This window comes from Magnetococcales bacterium, from assembly GCA_015231925.1.
In the GTDB taxonomy this organism is placed as follows: domain Bacteria; phylum Pseudomonadota; class Magnetococcia; order Magnetococcales; family JADGAQ01; genus JADGAQ01.
In genome coordinates, this window is record JADGAQ010000001.1 from 49,711 (window position 1) to 66,612 (window position 16,902).

General features: G+C 59.8%; 18 protein-coding genes. 8 read left to right on the forward strand and 10 right to left on the reverse strand.

Features of this window, described 5'->3' with window-relative positions; translation table 11 throughout:
* Nucleotides 1-18: 18 nt before the first annotated feature.
* The 5 genes from HQL56_00210 to HQL56_00230 all read right to left on the reverse strand — a co-directional run bounded on the left by HQL56_00210 (nucleotide 19) and on the right by HQL56_00230 (nucleotide 4,447).
* Nucleotides 19-2,124, reverse strand: a complete 2,106-nt coding sequence (locus tag HQL56_00210) for a chemotaxis protein CheA (GenBank protein MBF0307936.1) — start codon at nucleotides 2,122-2,124, stop codon at nucleotides 19-21.
* A 110-nt stretch (nucleotides 2,125-2,234) separates the two neighbouring features.
* Nucleotides 2,235-2,576 (reverse strand): STAS domain-containing protein, encoded by a 342-nt coding sequence (locus HQL56_00215; protein ID MBF0307937.1) that lies wholly within the window; start codon nucleotides 2,574-2,576, stop codon nucleotides 2,235-2,237.
* A 191-nt stretch (nucleotides 2,577-2,767) separates the two neighbouring features.
* Entirely contained in the window at nucleotides 2,768-3,400 is a 633-nt protein-coding gene (locus HQL56_00220; protein ID MBF0307938.1) for a thiamine phosphate synthase, read from the reverse strand.
* Nucleotides 3,382-3,999: a 7-carboxy-7-deazaguanine synthase QueE gene (locus HQL56_00225; protein ID MBF0307939.1), complete on the reverse strand. Its 618-nt coding sequence runs from the start codon at nucleotides 3,997-3,999 to the stop codon at nucleotides 3,382-3,384. The genes HQL56_00220 and HQL56_00225 overlap by 19 nt, the downstream gene beginning before the upstream one ends.
* A 7-nt stretch (nucleotides 4,000-4,006) precedes the next feature.
* Nucleotides 4,007-4,447 carry a 6-carboxytetrahydropterin synthase gene (locus HQL56_00230; protein MBF0307940.1) on the reverse strand — a complete coding sequence of 147 codons (441 nt, stop codon included), beginning with the start codon at nucleotides 4,445-4,447 and terminating at the stop codon, nucleotides 4,007-4,009.
* A gap of 104 nt (nucleotides 4,448-4,551) precedes the next feature.
* On the opposite strand from HQL56_00230, the gene HQL56_00235 reads away from it, so the two are divergent.
* The 8 genes from HQL56_00235 (at nucleotide 4,552) to HQL56_00270 (ending at nucleotide 11,335) form a co-directional block, all read left to right on the forward strand.
* A complete protein-coding gene (locus HQL56_00235; GenBank protein ID MBF0307941.1) occupies nucleotides 4,552-6,504 on the forward strand; it encodes an ATP-dependent DNA helicase in 1,953 nt (650 codons plus the stop codon).
* A 2-nt stretch (nucleotides 6,505-6,506) separates the two neighbouring features.
* Complete coding sequence (tsaB, locus tag HQL56_00240; GenBank protein ID MBF0307942.1) at nucleotides 6,507-7,208, forward strand: tRNA (adenosine(37)-N6)-threonylcarbamoyltransferase complex dimerization subunit type 1 TsaB; 702 nt, start codon at nucleotides 6,507-6,509, stop codon at nucleotides 7,206-7,208.
* Entirely contained in the window at nucleotides 7,205-7,687 is a 483-nt protein-coding gene (locus HQL56_00245) for a GNAT family N-acetyltransferase (protein MBF0307943.1), read from the forward strand. The genes tsaB and HQL56_00245 overlap by 4 nt, the downstream gene beginning before the upstream one ends.
* A 32-nt stretch (nucleotides 7,688-7,719) precedes the next feature.
* Complete coding sequence (locus tag HQL56_00250) at nucleotides 7,720-8,400, forward strand: HEAT repeat domain-containing protein (protein ID MBF0307944.1); 681 nt, start codon at nucleotides 7,720-7,722, stop codon at nucleotides 8,398-8,400.
* 134 nt (nucleotides 8,401-8,534) lie between these two features.
* The gene (locus tag HQL56_00255; protein MBF0307945.1) at nucleotides 8,535-8,990 is read left to right on the forward strand and encodes a CBS domain-containing protein; all 456 of its coding nucleotides are present in this window, start codon (nucleotides 8,535-8,537) and stop codon (nucleotides 8,988-8,990) included.
* Nucleotides 8,991-9,050: 60 nt separating this feature from the next.
* Complete coding sequence (locus tag HQL56_00260; GenBank protein ID MBF0307946.1) at nucleotides 9,051-9,797, forward strand: hypothetical protein; 747 nt, start codon at nucleotides 9,051-9,053, stop codon at nucleotides 9,795-9,797.
* 29 nt (nucleotides 9,798-9,826) lie between these two features.
* Nucleotides 9,827-10,300: a CYTH domain-containing protein gene (locus HQL56_00265; GenBank protein ID MBF0307947.1), complete on the forward strand. Its 474-nt coding sequence runs from the start codon at nucleotides 9,827-9,829 to the stop codon at nucleotides 10,298-10,300.
* A 171-nt stretch (nucleotides 10,301-10,471) separates the two neighbouring features.
* Nucleotides 10,472-11,335, forward strand: a complete 864-nt coding sequence (locus HQL56_00270) for a symmetrical bis(5'-nucleosyl)-tetraphosphatase (protein MBF0307948.1) — start codon at nucleotides 10,472-10,474, stop codon at nucleotides 11,333-11,335.
* Nucleotides 11,336-11,536: 201 nt separating this feature from the next.
* Here HQL56_00270 and HQL56_00275 read toward each other — a convergent pair whose 3' ends face one another.
* The 5 genes from HQL56_00275 to HQL56_00295 form a co-directional block, all read right to left on the reverse strand.
* Nucleotides 11,537-12,757, reverse strand: coding sequence for a DUF790 family protein (locus HQL56_00275; protein ID MBF0307949.1), 1,221 nt, complete (start codon nucleotides 12,755-12,757; stop codon nucleotides 11,537-11,539).
* Nucleotides 12,751-14,211 (reverse strand): DEAD/DEAH box helicase family protein, encoded by a 1,461-nt coding sequence (locus tag HQL56_00280; protein ID MBF0307950.1) that lies wholly within the window; start codon nucleotides 14,209-14,211, stop codon nucleotides 12,751-12,753. The genes HQL56_00275 and HQL56_00280 overlap by 7 nt, the downstream gene beginning before the upstream one ends.
* The gene (locus HQL56_00285; GenBank protein MBF0307951.1) at nucleotides 14,192-14,617 is read right to left on the reverse strand and encodes a hemerythrin family protein; all 426 of its coding nucleotides are present in this window, start codon (nucleotides 14,615-14,617) and stop codon (nucleotides 14,192-14,194) included. The genes HQL56_00280 and HQL56_00285 overlap by 20 nt, the downstream gene beginning before the upstream one ends.
* Nucleotides 14,618-14,680: 63 nt before the next feature.
* Nucleotides 14,681-15,766 carry a 3-phosphoserine/phosphohydroxythreonine transaminase gene (gene serC, locus HQL56_00290; GenBank protein ID MBF0307952.1) on the reverse strand — a complete coding sequence of 362 codons (1,086 nt, stop codon included), beginning with the start codon at nucleotides 15,764-15,766 and terminating at the stop codon, nucleotides 14,681-14,683.
* Between the two features lie 174 nt (nucleotides 15,767-15,940).
* Nucleotides 15,941-16,615, reverse strand: coding sequence for a type II secretion system protein (locus tag HQL56_00295; protein ID MBF0307953.1), 675 nt, complete (start codon nucleotides 16,613-16,615; stop codon nucleotides 15,941-15,943).
* Between the last annotated feature and the right edge of the window lie 287 nt (nucleotides 16,616-16,902).

Here is a 16,902-nt window from a genome sequence, read left to right on the forward strand (position 1 = left end):
AGCAATTTGTCATGGGCGTCAGGCGACGGCTTCCATGGACTCTTCAGATTCGACGAAGCGAACCATTTTTTGCAGATCCAGAATCAGGGCGACGGAGCCGTCACCCAGAATGGTGGCTCCCGAGAACTCTTCCGAGTGTTTGAAGTGCTTGCCCAGACTCTTGATGACGGTCTGATGCTGGCCGATGACGCTGTCGACGACAAAGCCGACCCGTTTTTCCTCGACTTCGGAGATGACGATCTGCTCCACATCCGGGGGATCACCCTGGATGTCGAAGCGGTCGCGAATGCGGATGTAGGGCACGATGCTGCCGCGCACGTTGATGACGTGGCGACCGTGGGTGCGTGCGACATCGTTGCGGGTCAACTCCACGCACTCCTCGACGGCGGCCAGCGGCAGAACGAAATACTCCTTGGCGATACGTACCAGCAAGCCTTCGATGATGGCCAGGGTCAGGGGCAGCTTGAGGGTGATGATGGTTCCTTCCCCCAGCTTGCTCTGTACGTCGATGGTGCCGCGAAGGGCATCGATGGAGCGGCGGGCCACGTCCATGCCGACACCCCGACCGGAGACATTGGTGATCTTGGCGGCAGTGGAGAAACCGGGGGCGAAGATGAGTTGGAAGGCCTCTTTGTCGGTGATTTCCGCATCCGGGGGAAGAATGCCTTTTTCGATGGCTTTGCTCTTCAGGACTTCCGGATTCAGGCCCTTGCCGTCGTCCTCCACGCGGATCAGCACGCTGGCTCCGGAGTGAAGGGCGGAGAGGTGAATGGTTCCCACCAGCGGTTTGCCGGACTGTTTGCGCACTTCGGGTGCTTCGATGCCATGGTCGATACTGTTGCGGATGATGTGGACCAAAGGATCGTTCAGCTGATCGATGACCGTTTTGTCGAGTTCGGTCTCCTCGCCCAGGGTGGTCATTTCGATCTCTTTGCCCAACTCCTTGGAGAGATCGCGCACCAGACGACGGAACTTCTGGAAGGTGGTGCCGATGGCCAGCATGCGGATGCTCATGGTGTTGTCGCGCAGTTCGCTGGTCAGTCGCTCGACCTCTTCGGCCACCAGTTGCAAATTATGGTCGCTGAGGGAGAAGCTGGTTTGGGTCAAGCGGGCCTGCACGGTCACCAGTTCCCCGACCAGGTCCACCAGTTTGTCGAGTTTTTCGGAAGGCACGCGGACGCTGGCCGCCTCGCCCTGGGCTTTTTTGGTATCACGCTTCTGGTTGACCGCCTGTTGCTCGATGAGGGCGGCTTCGACCTGTCCCTTGGAAACCAGTCCGGCCTCGACCAGCCGGGTGCCGATGGGTTTGGTGACCACTTCCAGGTCTTCGCGTTTGACCGCGCCACGTTCCACCAGGATGTCACCCAGTTTCTTTTCCTGGCCCTCCTCCAGGTGGTCTTCGCGGTCCAGGAGGCGCACATTCAGTTCACAGGCGTCTTCGACGAAGATGAAGACATCCCGGATCTCGTTTTCGTGGGCCTCGGTGGTCAGGAAGATTTCCCAAACCGTGTAGCAGCTCTCGGCATCCATATCCTCCAGGTGGGGGATATGGTCGGTCATGGCCACGATGCGGGCGGAACCCAGGCCTTGAAGTTCCTGAAGGAGGAGCAGCGGATTGGTTCCGGTGGAGAAGAGTTCCGGATGGGGTTTGAAGCGCACCCGGAAGATGTGCGGTCCGGCCACCTCGGCTTCCGGAGGGGGCTGGCCCGGTTTGCCGTGTCCGCCGCCGCCGCCGCTATCTCCGCCCTGACCGGGCACCAGGCTGCGCAACCCCGCGATGATGGTCTGAGCCCGGCTCATGTCCGGGGCTTCCTTGGAGGCGGCAGCGTCCAGCATGGAGCGAATCTGGTCTCTGGCGCCAAGGGTCAGGTCGATCAGCTTTTTGGTTACCGGAATGGTGCCGTTTCGCGCCAGATCGAAGACCGTTTCCACTTCGTGGGTGAAGGCGGCGACATCTTCGAAGCCGAACATGGCGCCACTGCCCTTGATGGTATGCATGGCACGGAAAACGCGGCTGATAAGCTCCTTGTCCGTGGGTGACTCCTCCAGTTCCAGGAGCGAATTCTCCAGTTCGGAGAGGAGTTCATAGGCCTCTTCGGTAAAGGCGCTTGTGTCGAATTCCATGGCCAAATCCCCATTTTCCCCGATTGGTTCCGCATGGAAACCAGATATTAATAAATTTCACGACATCGGATCGAGAAGAGACCGGATGCCGAACGGCGTCCGCCTCGGAATCACGTCGCTTTGAGGCCTTGCCAGATCGTGGTGGTGTCGCCGGACTCGACACAACCCTGGAAACCCGCCAGATGAACGACCTCCATGAAGGCGCGGGAGGGTTCCCCGGCCAGGGAGATTCTTTTGCCGCTGGAGAGAATGGCGCGATGTCCGGCGCAAAGAACCTGCAGCGCGGCCACGTCCACCCGATCGACCCGCCCCAGATCGAGAACCAGATGATCGGTCTTCTGCATGGCGTCGATGAAGGCGTTGCGAAGCTCCTGGGCGTGCTGCACCAGTACATCGTCGACGAGAACCAGACTGCCCTGATCCGAGCCTTCGTTCATGGAAAATTCAATCATGGTTTGCTCCCTCCCCCCCGATAACCGTCCAGCGTCAAACCATCATAGGCTACCCGCTTTTGACGTACCAGGATAGAACAAATTGCGAGTTCCCGAAACCGTCTTTGTCTAACACAATCAAAAGCACTATTCAATTTTTGCCGCCGTCCGGTAACGGTTACGCCCATCTTTTTGTGTTTTGAAGGCTCTTTTCACGGTATGATGCGTCGGCAGAGGTGGCGTGTAACCGATTCCGGGTCGGAATTTTCCAGAATGGCCCGAATCAGCGCCACGCCGTGGGCCCCGTTTTCGATGGCCTGAGGGGCATTGTCGGCGGTGATTCCCCCCAGTGCCAGACAGGGTCCGTTCGCCTGCCGGCATAATTGAGCGAAGACTTCAAGCCCCAGTGCCGGAGCCCCCGGATGCGAGGCTGTGGAAAAAAGGGGGGAGAGGGTTACGTAATCGGCTCCTTCTCCGAAGGCCACACGCATCTCGCGCGAGGTGTGGCAGGATCTGCCCAGCAGTCGCTCCGGGCCGAGGATGGCCCGGGCCTGACGGGTCGGCATGCCGTTTCCGGGCAGGTGGCAACCCGCATGGGGCAGCGTGAGGGCCAGTTCCACCCGGGCATGGATCAGAAAGGTCACTTTGCGCGGCATCAGCAGCCCCAGCAGTTCGATGGCCAGGGACTGCAACCGCCGATGATCGAGGGAGGGTTCACGCAGCAGGAAGGCGGGCAGACCGCCCCGGCAGCCGGCTTCCACCTTGTCGGGAAGGGCGGGGTCGGCCAGACCGTCGGAGATCAGCAGCAATCGCGGCACCGGGGGCTTCACGGCAGGCCCAGCCATTTGTGAATCTGCAGGGAGAGGCGCAAGCGTCCCTCCGAGGCCAGTACCAGTTTCAGACAGCGTTCCCGAGCCGAGGCAACCATCTTTCCTCCCTGGGAGCGGGGTTGGACCAGAACCAGATGGTGGAGGCGACTCCACTCCAGAATGAAGCCCTCCTCCTCCTTGTTTTCTCCGGGCCCCAGTACGAACTTCACCTCGTCGGCACGGCGAAAGTGGTCTTCCGGCAGGACCGTTTTGGGAGAAAGGGTGATCCAGTCCAGTCCATCGGGGAACGGCCCGCCTTCGCCGCTGGTCTCCATGGCCAGGGAGTATCCCCGGCCCCGGAAGTGGTCCACAAGCCCCTGCAAACCCGCAACCGCCAGCGGTTCCCCTCCGGTCAGCAACAGATGCGGGTTGCCCCCGGCCAAACGATTGATCTTCTCGTCGAGTCTTTCCAGTGAGAGATCCTGCCGCGTTGCCGGATCCCGATGCCGTGGTTCGTCGCACCAGGGACAGCGCAGGGGACAACCCCAGAAGCGCAGAAAGGTCATGGGCATCCCGGCGCGGGAACCCTCTCCCTGCAGTGAATGAAACAGGTCGCAGACCGGAAAGGTGGTCATCACGGCGTCAGGGCAGGGGAAGCCCCCGGGGAAAGAGTTGACGGGCCTCCTCGGGAGTGGCTTCCGCCATGGAACGGGGCGTTTCCCAAAGTCTTACCCGAGTCACCCCCGCCCGACCCAGAAGTTCCCCGAGGGGGGCATGATCCAGACACCAGACCAGAATCCAGGCAGCCAGCCGCTCGGCGGAAGGGTAGAGGATGCCGGGCAGATGGTCGTTGAGGTACTGATGATCCAACCAGGGTTCCAGCAGGTCGCCTTTGATCAAGCGGTCCAACAGGCCGAAATCGACCACGAACCCCGACTGGGGATCCTCCGGACGGACCGGTCGAACCGGACCCTGGAGCTCCAGTTCCAGATGATAGGTATGACCGTGCAAACGCCGACAGGCCCCGTCGTGATAGGGCAGTTGGTGAGCAGCCTCGAATTTGAAACGGCGTGCGATTTTCATGAGCGTATCTTATTTCAGGAAGGGCTTGAGAATCAACGCTTGCACGGGATCACCTTCCGTCCTACCCTGACGGCAATGGCAGGGCGGGTCAAGGGAATGGGTGAGTGGGTGTGAACATCGAAGAGGAAGTCAATAAACTGCTGGGCCCCGAAAGTCCGTGGGCTCGGGCTCACGGGGGTTACGAGCCCCGTCCCGCCCAGTGGCGCATGGCTACCGGGGTCATACGGACCATTGCCGAGCCTCGGGTCTTCCTGGTGGAAGCGGGCACCGGCACCGGCAAGACCGTAGCCTATCTGCTTCCGCTGTTGAGCCGTTCCAGTAAGGCCATCATTTCCACGGCCACCAAAGCGCTCCAGGATCAGATCATGGAGCAGGAGCTGCCAAAACTCCAGGCGGCGCTGGGGGCCAACCTGAATGTGGCCCTGCTCAAGGGTCGGGCCAACTATCTCTGTCTCTACCGTCTGCGCCAGTTCCGCACCCATTATCCTTTGCTGCGAGGGGCCGACCGCCGCTGGTTCGAGGTTCTGGACCGATGGAGCAACACCTCCTCGACCGGGGATCGCGACGAGATCAACGGTCTCCCGGAGAGCCTGCCCATGTGGGGGGCGCTGCATGCCGGAGGAGAGCGTTGCCTGGGCAAGGGGTGTCCCGACTATGACGACTGTTTCCTGCTCAAGGCCCGGGAGAGGGCTCTCAAGGCCCGATTGGTGGTGGTCAACCACCACCTGTTCTTTGCGGATCTCTCCCTGAAAGAGGAGGGCTTCGGCGAGTTGCTGCCCAAGTGCGATCTGGTGGTATTCGATGAGGCCCATCAGTTACCCGATGTGGTGACCCGTTTTTTCTGTTGGGAATTGAGCAATTTCCGTTTGATGGAACTGGCGCGGGATACCCGCGCCGAGTTTCAGGAGGCGGCGGACGATACCCGGGTGTCGGAAGCGGCGACCGTGTTGGAAGAGGCGGCTACGGTGTTGCGCAACGCCTTTCCCGCCGAAGACAACAAGAAAGGCCTGGAACCGGAGGATATGAACCGGGAGCCCGGCAGGGCCCTGATCAAATGCGAGTCGGCGCTGCAGGAGTTGATGCAGGCCCTGGAACCCCACCGCAGTCGGGGAACGGGCATCGCCGCCTGTGGTCGACGCGCCGAAGAGCTTCTGGAGGTGGCGGGCCATCTGCGTACTCTGGATGACCCCGAACGGGCCTACTGGTGGGAGAGCCGGGGCAAGGGCATCCTGTTGCAGGCGGCTCCTCTGTCGGTGGCCGATACCCTGAAGGACAATCTCTTCCCTCGTTTCAAAAGCCTGATTTTCACCAGCGCCACCTTGGCTACCAGCCAGGGGGCCGACGCTTTTCAGTATCAGATACGGCAATTGGGATGCGAACCGGAGAAGACGGCCACGGAACAGTTGGCCACCAGTTTCGACTGGTCTCGCCAGACCCTGCTCTACGTGCCCGGTGAGTTCGTGGAACCGGACCACCCCTCCTATCCCCAGGCGGTGGCGGAGGAGCTGAAACGCCTGTTGCAGGCCAGCCGGGGACGGGCCCTCTGTCTTTTCACCAGCTTTCGCATGCTGGAAGGGGTGCGCCAGGAGTTGTTGAAGTCGCTGCCCTATCCGTTGCTCTGGCAGGGACAGAGCGCAAAACGGGAACTGCTCGATCAGTTCCGTCGGGAAGAGGCCTCGGTGTTGCTCGGTACCGGAACCTTCTGGGAAGGGGTCGATGTACCGGGAGCGGCCTTATCCCTGGTGGTGGTCGACCGGCTGCCCTTTCCCTCGCCGGGCGATCCGCTGATTGCCGCCCGCTCCCGTTACATCCGCCACCAAGGGGGGGATCCCTTTCGGGATCTGTCGTTACCCAAGGCGGTCTTGACCCTGAAACAGGGGTTGGGCCGCCTGTTGCGGCGCAAGGATGATCGGGGCGCCATGGCCATTCTCGACGTGCGCTTCATGAACCGGCCCTACGGTCGGCAATTCCGCGCCGGGTTGCCTCCGGTACGCATCACCCGTGATCTGGAGGAGATGCGGCGCTTTTTCCATGTCGATCCGCCTCCACAGGGGTGACCATGAACATTCTGGTGCTGGATGCCGGCTTCGGACCCGCAGGCGCGGCCATTGCCCGGACCGGTTCGCCGTTGCTCTCCGAACGTCTGGAGGGTACCTTGACCAGCTCCTCCAGCGGCCTGGCTTTGCTGGTGCATCGTCTGCTGGAGAAGGCGGAACTCACTCCCGACCGGCTCGATCGCATCGGGTTGACGGCGGGGCCCGGTTCCTTCACCGGTTTGCGGGTGGCGTTGGGTCTGGCCAAGGGCCTGGCATTTTCCCGAGGAACCCCACTGGCCCTCTTGTCCACACTGAGTCTGCACGCCGCCATGTATCACGGGGCCCCGCAGGCCCTTTCGAAGGTGGCGGTGGTACTCGATGCCCGACGTGGCGAGGTTCACGGGGCGCTCTTCGACTGTGCCGCCCCCATTCCCCGGACTCTTTGGCCCGCCCGCCTGTGGCATCCGCATCCCTTGGGCGAGGCGTTGTCGGCATTTGCCGCCACGGAGGGCCAACTGGCGGTGGTGGGCGATGGCAGCCCGCTGCTCGGGGAGGGCGATCCCCTTCCCGGACTCATTTTTCCGCTTCAGCAGCCGTGGGTGGATCTGGATCGATTGGCCCGGTTGACGGCCCTGTTGCCGGACGATGAACTGCTTTCTCCCTGGGATCCTTGTGAACCCCTCTATCTGCGACCTCCCCAGATTACCCTCGCTGCGGCGAAATGATCGTTCTGCGCGGCATGACGGAGGCGGATTGCCCCGGGTTGGCCGGGATCGAGGCCCGGATCGGTTCTCCGCCGTGGAAGGCGCGGCAATTTCAAGAGGAGTTGCTCGAAAAGGCCCTGACAAGGGTGGCCTGCACCGCGAGCGGAGAGGTGATCGGCTATGCCGTGGCGCGCCGGCAATGCGACTGGTGGCAATTGATGATCCTCGGTGTCACCCCGGATTGGCAGGGCAGGGGGGTGGGCAAACGGCTGTTGCTCGACCTGCTTGAGAAGGCATGCGCTCAAGGGGGGGAGGGTATGGAACTGGAGGTGCGCGCTTCCAACGGCCCAGCCCTTGGCTTGTATGAACGGTGCGGGTTTTCACGCCAGGGGGAACGCCCCGGCTACTACCTCACCTCGGCGGCAAGAGAACCGGCCGTGCTCATGGGATATGCTTTTCGCAGGGAATCGGGAACCAAGACTGCCGGCGATTGTCCATAAAGCGCATTACGCTTCGTTCATTCAGGAGAGAAATGGAAGAGCGCACTCCACCGGATGCATTATTGGTCGTTGCGCCGGGGTGTCCCCACTGCGGCATGGTGCTGGAGGGCATGAGCCGCTTGTTGAAAGAGGGCAGGCTCTCTTCGTTGCAGGGTTTGCAGGCCCCGTATCATGCCGGGGAGGTCTCCCGGTTGGGCATTCGCAGCGTGCCCTGGTACCGCATCGGTCCGTTTGTCTTTGAGGAGGCGCAGGGCTATGCCGAGCTGTTGCGCTGGGCTGAACGGGCTGACCATATTCGGGGCATGGCCGTCTACTTCGAGGATCGTCTCAATCGCGGTCAGCGCCACCGGGTTTTGGCCATGGTCCGCGAAGATCCGGCCCGACTGCAGGCTTTCGCCTTGCTGATGGCCGATGTCGAGGTCGGACTGCAGACCCGCCTGGGCATGGGGGTGGTATTGGAGGAGTTGCAGGGCAGCGGATTGGCCGTCGGCCTTTTGTCTGCCCTGGAAAGACTGGTGCAGCATCCCGAGGCGCGGATGCGCGGGGATGCCTGCCATTTTCTCTCCCTGATCGATTGTCCCCGAAGCGCCTTGCGCCTTTTGGAAAAATCCCTGGACGATCCCGATCCCATGGTTCGCGAAGTGGCGGGGGATCTGCTGGAGGAGATGAAGAGTCAAGCGGGGTGGGAACCGGAGTATGATTCCCTTCCTTGACTCGACCCGGAAAAGGGGCGGACAATTTCGCCTCGTCTTGGCAGAAATTTATGAATAAGACGGGGTGGCTCCTTGGATAGAAACCAAAAACCCCACGGCCGTTCTGGCCATCATTTGCATGAAAGGATCAGGCAATGCTCGTCAAGGAAGTGATGATCAAAGAGGTACGAACCACCCGCCCCGACGATACGGTACGCAACGTAGCCGCCGTCATCTGCACCAACAAGATCAGCGGGTTGCCCGTGGTGGACGAGGAGCAGGCCCTTATCGGCATCATCTCCGAAAAGGATATCCTCAACTGCCTGTTGCCCAGCTATGCCGATTTCCTCAACGATCCTCTGCGCGGTCGGGATTTCGAAACCATGGAACACTCTTACGCCGATGTCATGTCCAAAACGGTGCGGGAGTTGATGACGGCCAAGGTCTTCACCGTCAATCAGGATGAGCCCATCATGAAAGCCGCTTCCTACATGGCGCTGCACAGCTTTCGGCGCATTCCCGTGGTCGATGAGGAGAACAAGCTCGTCGGCATCGTCAGCCTGGGAGACATTCACAAGGCGATATTCAAGCGGGAACTCTCCATGAAGTAGGGTTTCCTTCTCCGGGCTTCCCGGCGGCAGGCTCCTTCGTGCTGGTTATTCGGAGACTTCATGAGCAGACTGGTGATACTGGCGGGACCTTCCTGCGCCGGGAAGAATGCCCTTTACAAGGCGATGCGGCGTTTTTATCCCGATTTGGTGGGCTCGTTCCAGCAACTGGTACTCTTCAATGACCGGGCTCCGCGGCCTGGTGAGGAGGATGGGCGGGACTACTTTTTCCGCCCCCGTGGTGAGATCGAAGCCATGGCGGGAAAGGACAACCATATCCTGGCCAATGTGCGTGGGGATCTGCAGGCCCTCAATGTGACTCAGATTGCCACCATCCTGGCCCAGGGGAAGGTGGCCTTCTACGAGGGTAACTCCTTCGTGCCGGTGAAAATGCGGGAGATGGGATTCTGGCAACGCTTTCCCACCTTGTCCATCTTCCTCTCTCCGCTGTCGATGCAGGAGATTCTCTATCTGAAGGAGGCGGACAAACGGGTCGATCTGGGACGATTCGTGGCTGATGTGCAGCGCCGTAAACTGTTGCACCGCACCCGCAAGTTCAAGGGGAACCTCTCCCTTCCGGATCTGGAGGAGATCGAACGTCGCAGCGTCGCCGTCATCCTGGAAATGAGGGAGGCCTGGAAGTTCGATTACGTTCTGCCCGTCTACGACGGGGAGGGGCACGACAACTGGGATGGTTTCTACTATCCCATCGGCAGCGCCTGGCAGGCGATGACGGCATTCGCTTCGTTGCTGCGTGGTGAAAGTCCCGCCCGTGGCGCTGAAAAATGGCCGGAGGATTTGGTACCCTGAACACGGGGTGCCTTCAGGGGGAGGAAACAGTGGCAAAGGAAATCGAACGGAAGTTTTTGGTTCGTGGAGAGGCTTGGCGTCATCTGGGTGAAGTTTCGGAATATCGCCAGGGATTCCTCTCCACGGTACGGGAACGGGTGGTGCGCGTGCGCATTGCCGGGGACAAGGGTACCCTGACCATCAAGGGCGTGACCCGGGGCGTGACCCGCTCGGAATTCGAATACCCCATTCCCCTTGAAGATGCCCGCATCCTGCTGCAGGAAATTTGCGAACGGCCCCTGATCGAGAAGAAACGCCATCGTATTCCGCAGGGGGAGTTGGTCTGGGAGGTCGATGAGTTCTTCGGTGAAAACGAGGGGCTGATCCTGGCCGAAGTCGAGTTGCGGGACGAACACCAGGAAGTCACCCTGCCGGATTGGGTGGGACGGGAAGTTTCCGACGATCCGCGCTATTTCAACGCCAATCTTGTGGCCAATCCGTTCAAGAATTGGGGAAAATCCTAGGGTGTGTTGACATTTGCCTGATTTTGGTTCCTGGCAAGGCGCAAGATGGTGAGGAAGCGGAATGTAGTTCGCCTACATGACATTCCGAACCGGGTTGCAACGCCGCCAGGGACCAATAGATGGTGAATGTCAAACGCCCCAACAGTGACGGCTACTTTCCGGGAGAGTGCGATGGCCATCTTCGCCATTGGGGACATTCACGGTTGCTTCGACGAGCTTGAGCAATTGCTGAAGGTCATCGACTTCACCCGAGGGCGGGACCGCTTGTGGTTCGTCGGCGATCTGTTGAGCCGTGGCCCCAAGTCGATGGAAGTGTTGAACCGGGTGCGCGGCCTCGGCGAGGATGCGGTTTGTGTATTGGGCAACCACGATCTGCGCGCCATTTCCGTCCTGGCGGGGGTTCATCCCGGTGGCGGCGGGGCCTGGTTCGAGTGGTTGCAGAACGCGCCGGATCGGCAGGAGTTGCTGCAATGGCTCTCCGGTTTGCCGTTCATGCATCGCGATGACGCTTTGGGCTGGAGCATGGTGCATGCGGGCATTGCTCCCGGATGGAGTCTGGATGAGGCGATGGCCCGCTCCAGGGCCGCCTCGGCGGTTCTGGGGAATCCGGAACACACCGCATCGGTATTCGACGGCCAGTGGGGCCATCTGCCGGTGAAGGAGCCTCCCCCTTCCGAGGCCCGGATGCGCCTTTGGTACGACATCACCGTTTTTACCCGGATTCGGGTTTGCGCCGCCGATGGGAGTATGGTCTGGCCGGGCATGCTGCGAAAGTCGGGGTTGGCCCATCCCTTCATGTTGCCGCCACCGGAGTCTCCGGTTCAGCCCTGGCATAGCTATCGCCATTGGTCTCCGGAAGAGAAGATGGTCTTCGGCCATTGGGCGGGGGCGGGGGTGCAGTTGAGTCAACACGCCGTTGGTTTGGACGGGGCTTGTGTTTACGGGCGGCGCTTGGTGGCCATGCGTCTGGACGCTCCAGGCAACCCTTTGTATCACGTTCCCTGTCCCTGCTACAGTAAACCGGAAGAGTCCTGACGCTGTTTTGTGTTTTATATTTTCAATATTTTGTCTTTTAAGTATCAAAAAAAGAAAATGTTCTGTCTTTTGACTTGTTTATTGATTCTATGAAAATTTATTAAATGTATTATTATAAAATAAAAAGTCAAAACATTTTCTTTTTTTGATACTTTAAAGGAAACATGTTGAAAGGCAAATATTCAAACCTGGACTTCATCATCAGGCCAACGTCTCATTCAAAATCTTCACCACCCGGCCCACAGGCGGCATCTCGCTGAACAGAAAACCCTTTTTGCCAAAACAGGCCGATCCCTGCAACAGACTCATCATCTCCGGGCGGCGGGAGAGACTGCGGTCCACCCCCAGCAGCAGGGTTGCCGAAGCGGTGGACCCCTTCTCCAGAGCCGTCAACCTGCGGGTCAGCGGGCCGGCGTGCCAGGGGTGAAAAAGCTCCAGGTGAACCTCCTTGCCCGAACGATGCCGAAAGGTGAAATCCGGGACACATAACTCCTGCCCCCCTAAATCGAGCAAAGCGACTTGCTCCTCCAACAGTTGCCACTCCGAATCGGCATCCAGGAAAGCCTTGGCAAAGAGATCGATCCCTTCCGGTCGATAGGTGCCGAGGTGTCGGTGCGGGGGCCGGAGGGGCGAGGTTTCATCCAAGGTCAGGGTCATGACGGGCTTTTCAGGCCATTTTACCGTCACTTCGAGCCGCCAGTGGGTCAGAAGGGTGACGATGGGAAAAAAACAGGCCAGTTGAAAGCCGTATTTCTGCGTCTGTTCCAAAATGGACAGGGGACCATCCACCACAACGTCGTAACGATTGGCTGAAAGGGGGTGGATGCGTACCAGCAGGCGAAAGAATTTGAGAGCGCGCAACACCTGACGTAACCGCCCGACCTGCTCATCTTCCAGGGTCAGGGTCAGGGAGCCCGCCGTGATCAGGATGCCTTGAACCTGGGCCAGATTGTAACGATTGAGCAGTTCCACAGGCGTGAGGTCATCGAAGGCGAGCAGCGTCAGACGTTGCGGAAGGTCGCCGTAAAGCCGTTCGGAAAGTTCGTCGGGAGAGGTGTCGAACGCTTTGGCCACCTCGGCGCGAAAGGCTTCCAGATGGCCCATGCCGGGTTGACCGATCAGGCGGGCGGAGTGGGCCAGAATCTCCTCCCGCAGGCGCATGACGGCATCGTCCGCAGATTTGAATTGACAACGGTCCTGAACCAGTTTCAGCAACCCTCTGGCCACCTTGGGACTGCGGCTGGCATTGACCAGGGTGTCGGCGGCGTCTTCAAGCTCTTCACTGGTTTGGCCGAGGCCTTCTCGATGCAAGGTGATCAGGTCGTCTCCGAGATTGAGCAGACTCTGATCCGTCAGGTCCACGAAGCGGGGAGTGAGCTGCTGATTGCGAATGGCAAAACGCAACAAGTCCCGAGTCAGCATGCCTCCTCCTGGCGCTGATAGGCCAGATGCTGACGGCGTCTGGCGCTGGTGAAGGTTTCCGCCGTATCCGAGGAGACCAGTTCATAGAGAATGGCCTGTTTGCCTTTGGCCGGTCGCAGAATGCGCCCCAGTCGCTGCACATGCTCCCGCACGCTGCCGGTGCCCGAAACGATGATGCCTACCGCCACTTCGGGAACATCCACACCTTCGTTGAGAACCCGTGAAGAGACCATGACCGACCAAGCCCCGGAACGGAAGGCATCCATGAAGCGTTTGCGTTCGGAAACCTTGGTGCGATGGGTGATGACCGGCAGGAAAAAGGTCTCCCCGATGGTGTAGGCGGTGGCGTTGTCGTCGGTGAAAATCAGGATGCGCTCCTGCCGATGACGACGCAGCAACTCCCACAAGGAGCGCAACTTGGATCGGGAGGCCCGGGCGATACGTTTTTGCACACGCCAGGCTTCCATGGCCGCACGTCCTTCCCGGGAACGGGCGGAAATCTGGATGAAGCGACTCCAGCCGCCGGGATCCTTCAAGGAGATACCCTGTTCCTTGATGAACTGGCGATAGTGGGCATAAGAGCTTTCGTAGGCCTCGCGCTCGTCGGCATCCAGCTCGATGGCGACCTGTTCCCAGCGGTAGGGGGCCAGAAAGGAACCTTCGAGTTCGGGAATTTCGGTGCGATGACACAGGGGTCCCAACAGGTCGAAAAGCTGCTGCTCCCCCCCGTCCGCCCTTTCCGGCGTGGCGGAAAGACCCAGCCGGAAGGGCGCGATACACAGGGTGGCCGCCAGACGGGTGGAGGGTGTCGGCAGATGGTGGCATTCGTCACAGACCAGAAAGCCGAAGCGATTGCCGATGCGCTCCATGTGGATCACGGCGGAATCGTAGGTGGAGACGGTTATGGGCTCGACCAGACGATCACCGCCTCCCAGCAGGCCGATGGGTTGCGCAAAGACTCGGGACAACTGTTCATACCATTGATGCATCAGATCCAGGGTGGGAACCAGGATCAGCGTGTCCCGTTGCACCAGGCACATGGCCCTTCGGGCCAGCAAGCTTTTCCCGGCGCCGGTTGGCAATACCACCACACCCTTGCAGCCCTGTTTGTTCCAGGCGTTCAAGGCCTCTTGCTGGTGAGGGCGCATGGGCGGTTCGCCTCTGGCGCGAAAGTCTCGGGTGGAAAATTGCCGGGCCTGGTCTTGAAAGGGAATCTTGCGTTGGTGCAGATTCAATAAAATAGGTCCGTAATGACGGGCCTGGGTGCGAAAAGCGTTGGCCCTCGGATCCCATTGCACCAGATGAACCAGTGGCGCCATGTCGGCTGAACCGGCTTGAATAAGGAGGGTGCCCTGGTCGAAGGTGACCTGAATCGGCGTGGGGACACACCGCTCCGGAGGTGCCGAAACGGTCACCTCCGGAGCGGATGTCTCCTCAAAGGACGCTTTTTTCATGCAGATAGAGGCCAAAGGCGCGGTCGGCCCGATGGATGTGATCCATCAGCCAGGTATGAAGAAAACGGACCATCTCCTCCACAACCCGCATTTGCGCACCCGAACTTTCGGATTGGTCGAACTGGCGACGCAATTTGTTGAAGTCTCCGCGAATCTGATGGTGCAGTGCGGCGTGACCTTCCAGGTCGGGATAGTCGTTGTTTTTCATCAGCATCTCCTCGTAGCGGAAATGACAGGCCATATAGCCTTTCAGTCGCAACAGGAAGGTCGCCATCGATTCGATGCCGGTGCCCTGGGCCACCGAGGCATTGAGTTCGTCAAAAATCTGAAACAGGCGCCGATGCTGACCGTCCACCTCGGGAATGCCCAGGCAATAAGCGTCCGACCACGGCACGGGGTTCGTCACGGGGCTCTCCACGGGTGATCGGGTTGAGGACTCCCTGCACTGTTGGCCAACCTCCGAAAAATGTCAAGCGTGACGTTTCTCGAAATCCTGCATGAAGGCGACCAGGGCTTCCACCCCCTCTTCCGGCATGGCGTTGTAGATGGAGGCGCGCATGCCGCCGACCGAGCGATGCCCTTCCAGGGTGACCAGTCCGGCCACCTTGGCTTCCGCCAGGAAGGTCTTTTCCAGATCGGGCTTGGCCAAGGTGAAGGGGACATTCATGCGGGACCGGCTCTCCGGTTCGTTGGGATTGCGGTAGAAACTGGAAGAGTCGATGGCCTGATAGAGGCGATTGGCTTTGCGAATGTTGCGCGCTTCGATGGCGGCGACGCCCCCGGCCTCCTTCACCCATTGCAGCACCAGTCCCAGGATATAGATGGCATAGGTGGGCGGGGTGTTGAGCATGGAGCCGTTTTCCACCTGGGGCTTGTAGTCCATCATGGTGGGCAGTTTGGCGGCGGTGCGTCCCACCAGATCGTCCCGGATGATGACCACCGTGACACCGCTGGGACCAAGATTCTTTTGGGCGCCGGCGTAGAGGATGCCGTAGCGGGAGACATCCACGGGGCGGGAGAGGATATTGGAGGACATGTCCGCCACCAACGGCACGTCGCCGGTTTCGGGCACATAGTTGAATTCGGTGCCGAAGATGGTGTTGTTGGAGGTCATATGAACGTAACAGGCTTTGGGATCGAGATTCAGCTCCGCCTGTTGCGGAATACGGTTGAAATTGGTCGATTCGGAGGAGGCGGCCACCTGTACCTTGGCGAACTTGGCGGCTTCCTTGGCGGCTTTCTGCGCCCACATGCCGGTCAGGATATAATCCACCGGGGTGGTGCTGTCGGCGACCAGGTTCATGGGCACCATGGCGAACTGGAGGGTGGCCCCCCCCTGCAGGAAGAGAACCTTGTAGTTGGCGGGGATGCCCATCAACTCGCGGAGCAGGGCTTCGGCCTCGGCGATGATGGCCATGTAGACCTTGGAGCGATGGCTCATCTCCATGACGGACATGCCGCTGCCCTGGTAATCCAGCATCTCATTGCGGGCGCGTTCGAGGACCGGCACAGGCAGAACGGCCGGGCCTGCGCTGAAGTTGTAAACACGAGCCATGGCGATAATCTCCTGCAGGGTGAAAGGAACAACAACGGGCGGCACGCACCCCCGATCCAGGGGCAATATTGGACCAAAGCCGGGGCGTCAGGTCAATGCTTCAACCGAAATCCATAAAGAAAAAGCCGGTCTTGCGACCGGCTTTTTCAAACAGATGATTCGGAAAATTCCGAATTACTGGGTCATCTTCCACCAAGCGGTGACGCCGACTTCGTTGTCATTTTCTTCCTGGGTGCGAGCGAAATCAGCTTCGGTACGGAAGTTGCCCGCGCTGTAGCCGATCTCACCGTCGATCAGGGAGTCCATGGTGCTGGCCAACTGGGGAGCCACATCCTGGATCTTCATCAGATTGCCGACCAAGTTGCCGCCGGAATTAGCCGCGCGCAAATTCTGGTAGATGAAGGAGACCAACAGGGTGTGGGGACGACCGGCGGTGTCATGATAGGTCAGACGGGTACGACCCACGCCATCGGGAGCGCCACCGTCGCCCAGGGGAACCTTGATACCCCAGGAGTTCATCTCCCCGGAGAGGGTGGCCCCGGACCACTCGGAACCGTTGGTGCCGGTACGACCGCCGACTTTACCGGTGGGGGTGGTCTCGTTGTCGGCGAGAACCAGACCGGTACGCTCGTAGTACTGGTTGTAGGCCTGAGCCCACTGGCCGACGAACTTGTTGATGATCTGCTTGTAGTTGGCGTTCCGCTGCAGGTCCTTACCAACGGACAGGGCCGAAAGGATCAAGCCGATGATGACCAGGACGATGGCCATTTCAACGAGCGTGAAACCCTTCTCGCGGCGAGTTTTGAGGACGGATTGGAATTTGTGCACCGTGTTGTCTCCCTTAATCATGTGAATCAGGATGGAGTTTGAAATTTCCCTATAATACACCCTCATGCAACATGCATGAGGGCAACAGGAAGCTGGATCTATTGTACGCCCTTATAGTGGGCTATTTCGGCCCGAGCGTCAACCCCCGCATATAAGATCCCCCAATCGGGGGAGGAGGCCCGTTCCATTTCCCCGTTGCCGGGCTCTGGATTCACACCTTCTGATAGGATGGATCAGAATTTGCATGTGAAGTGCCTGTTCCCTCGGGGCGAGCCGATATTGCAGTAGCTAATCCTATCAATACCATC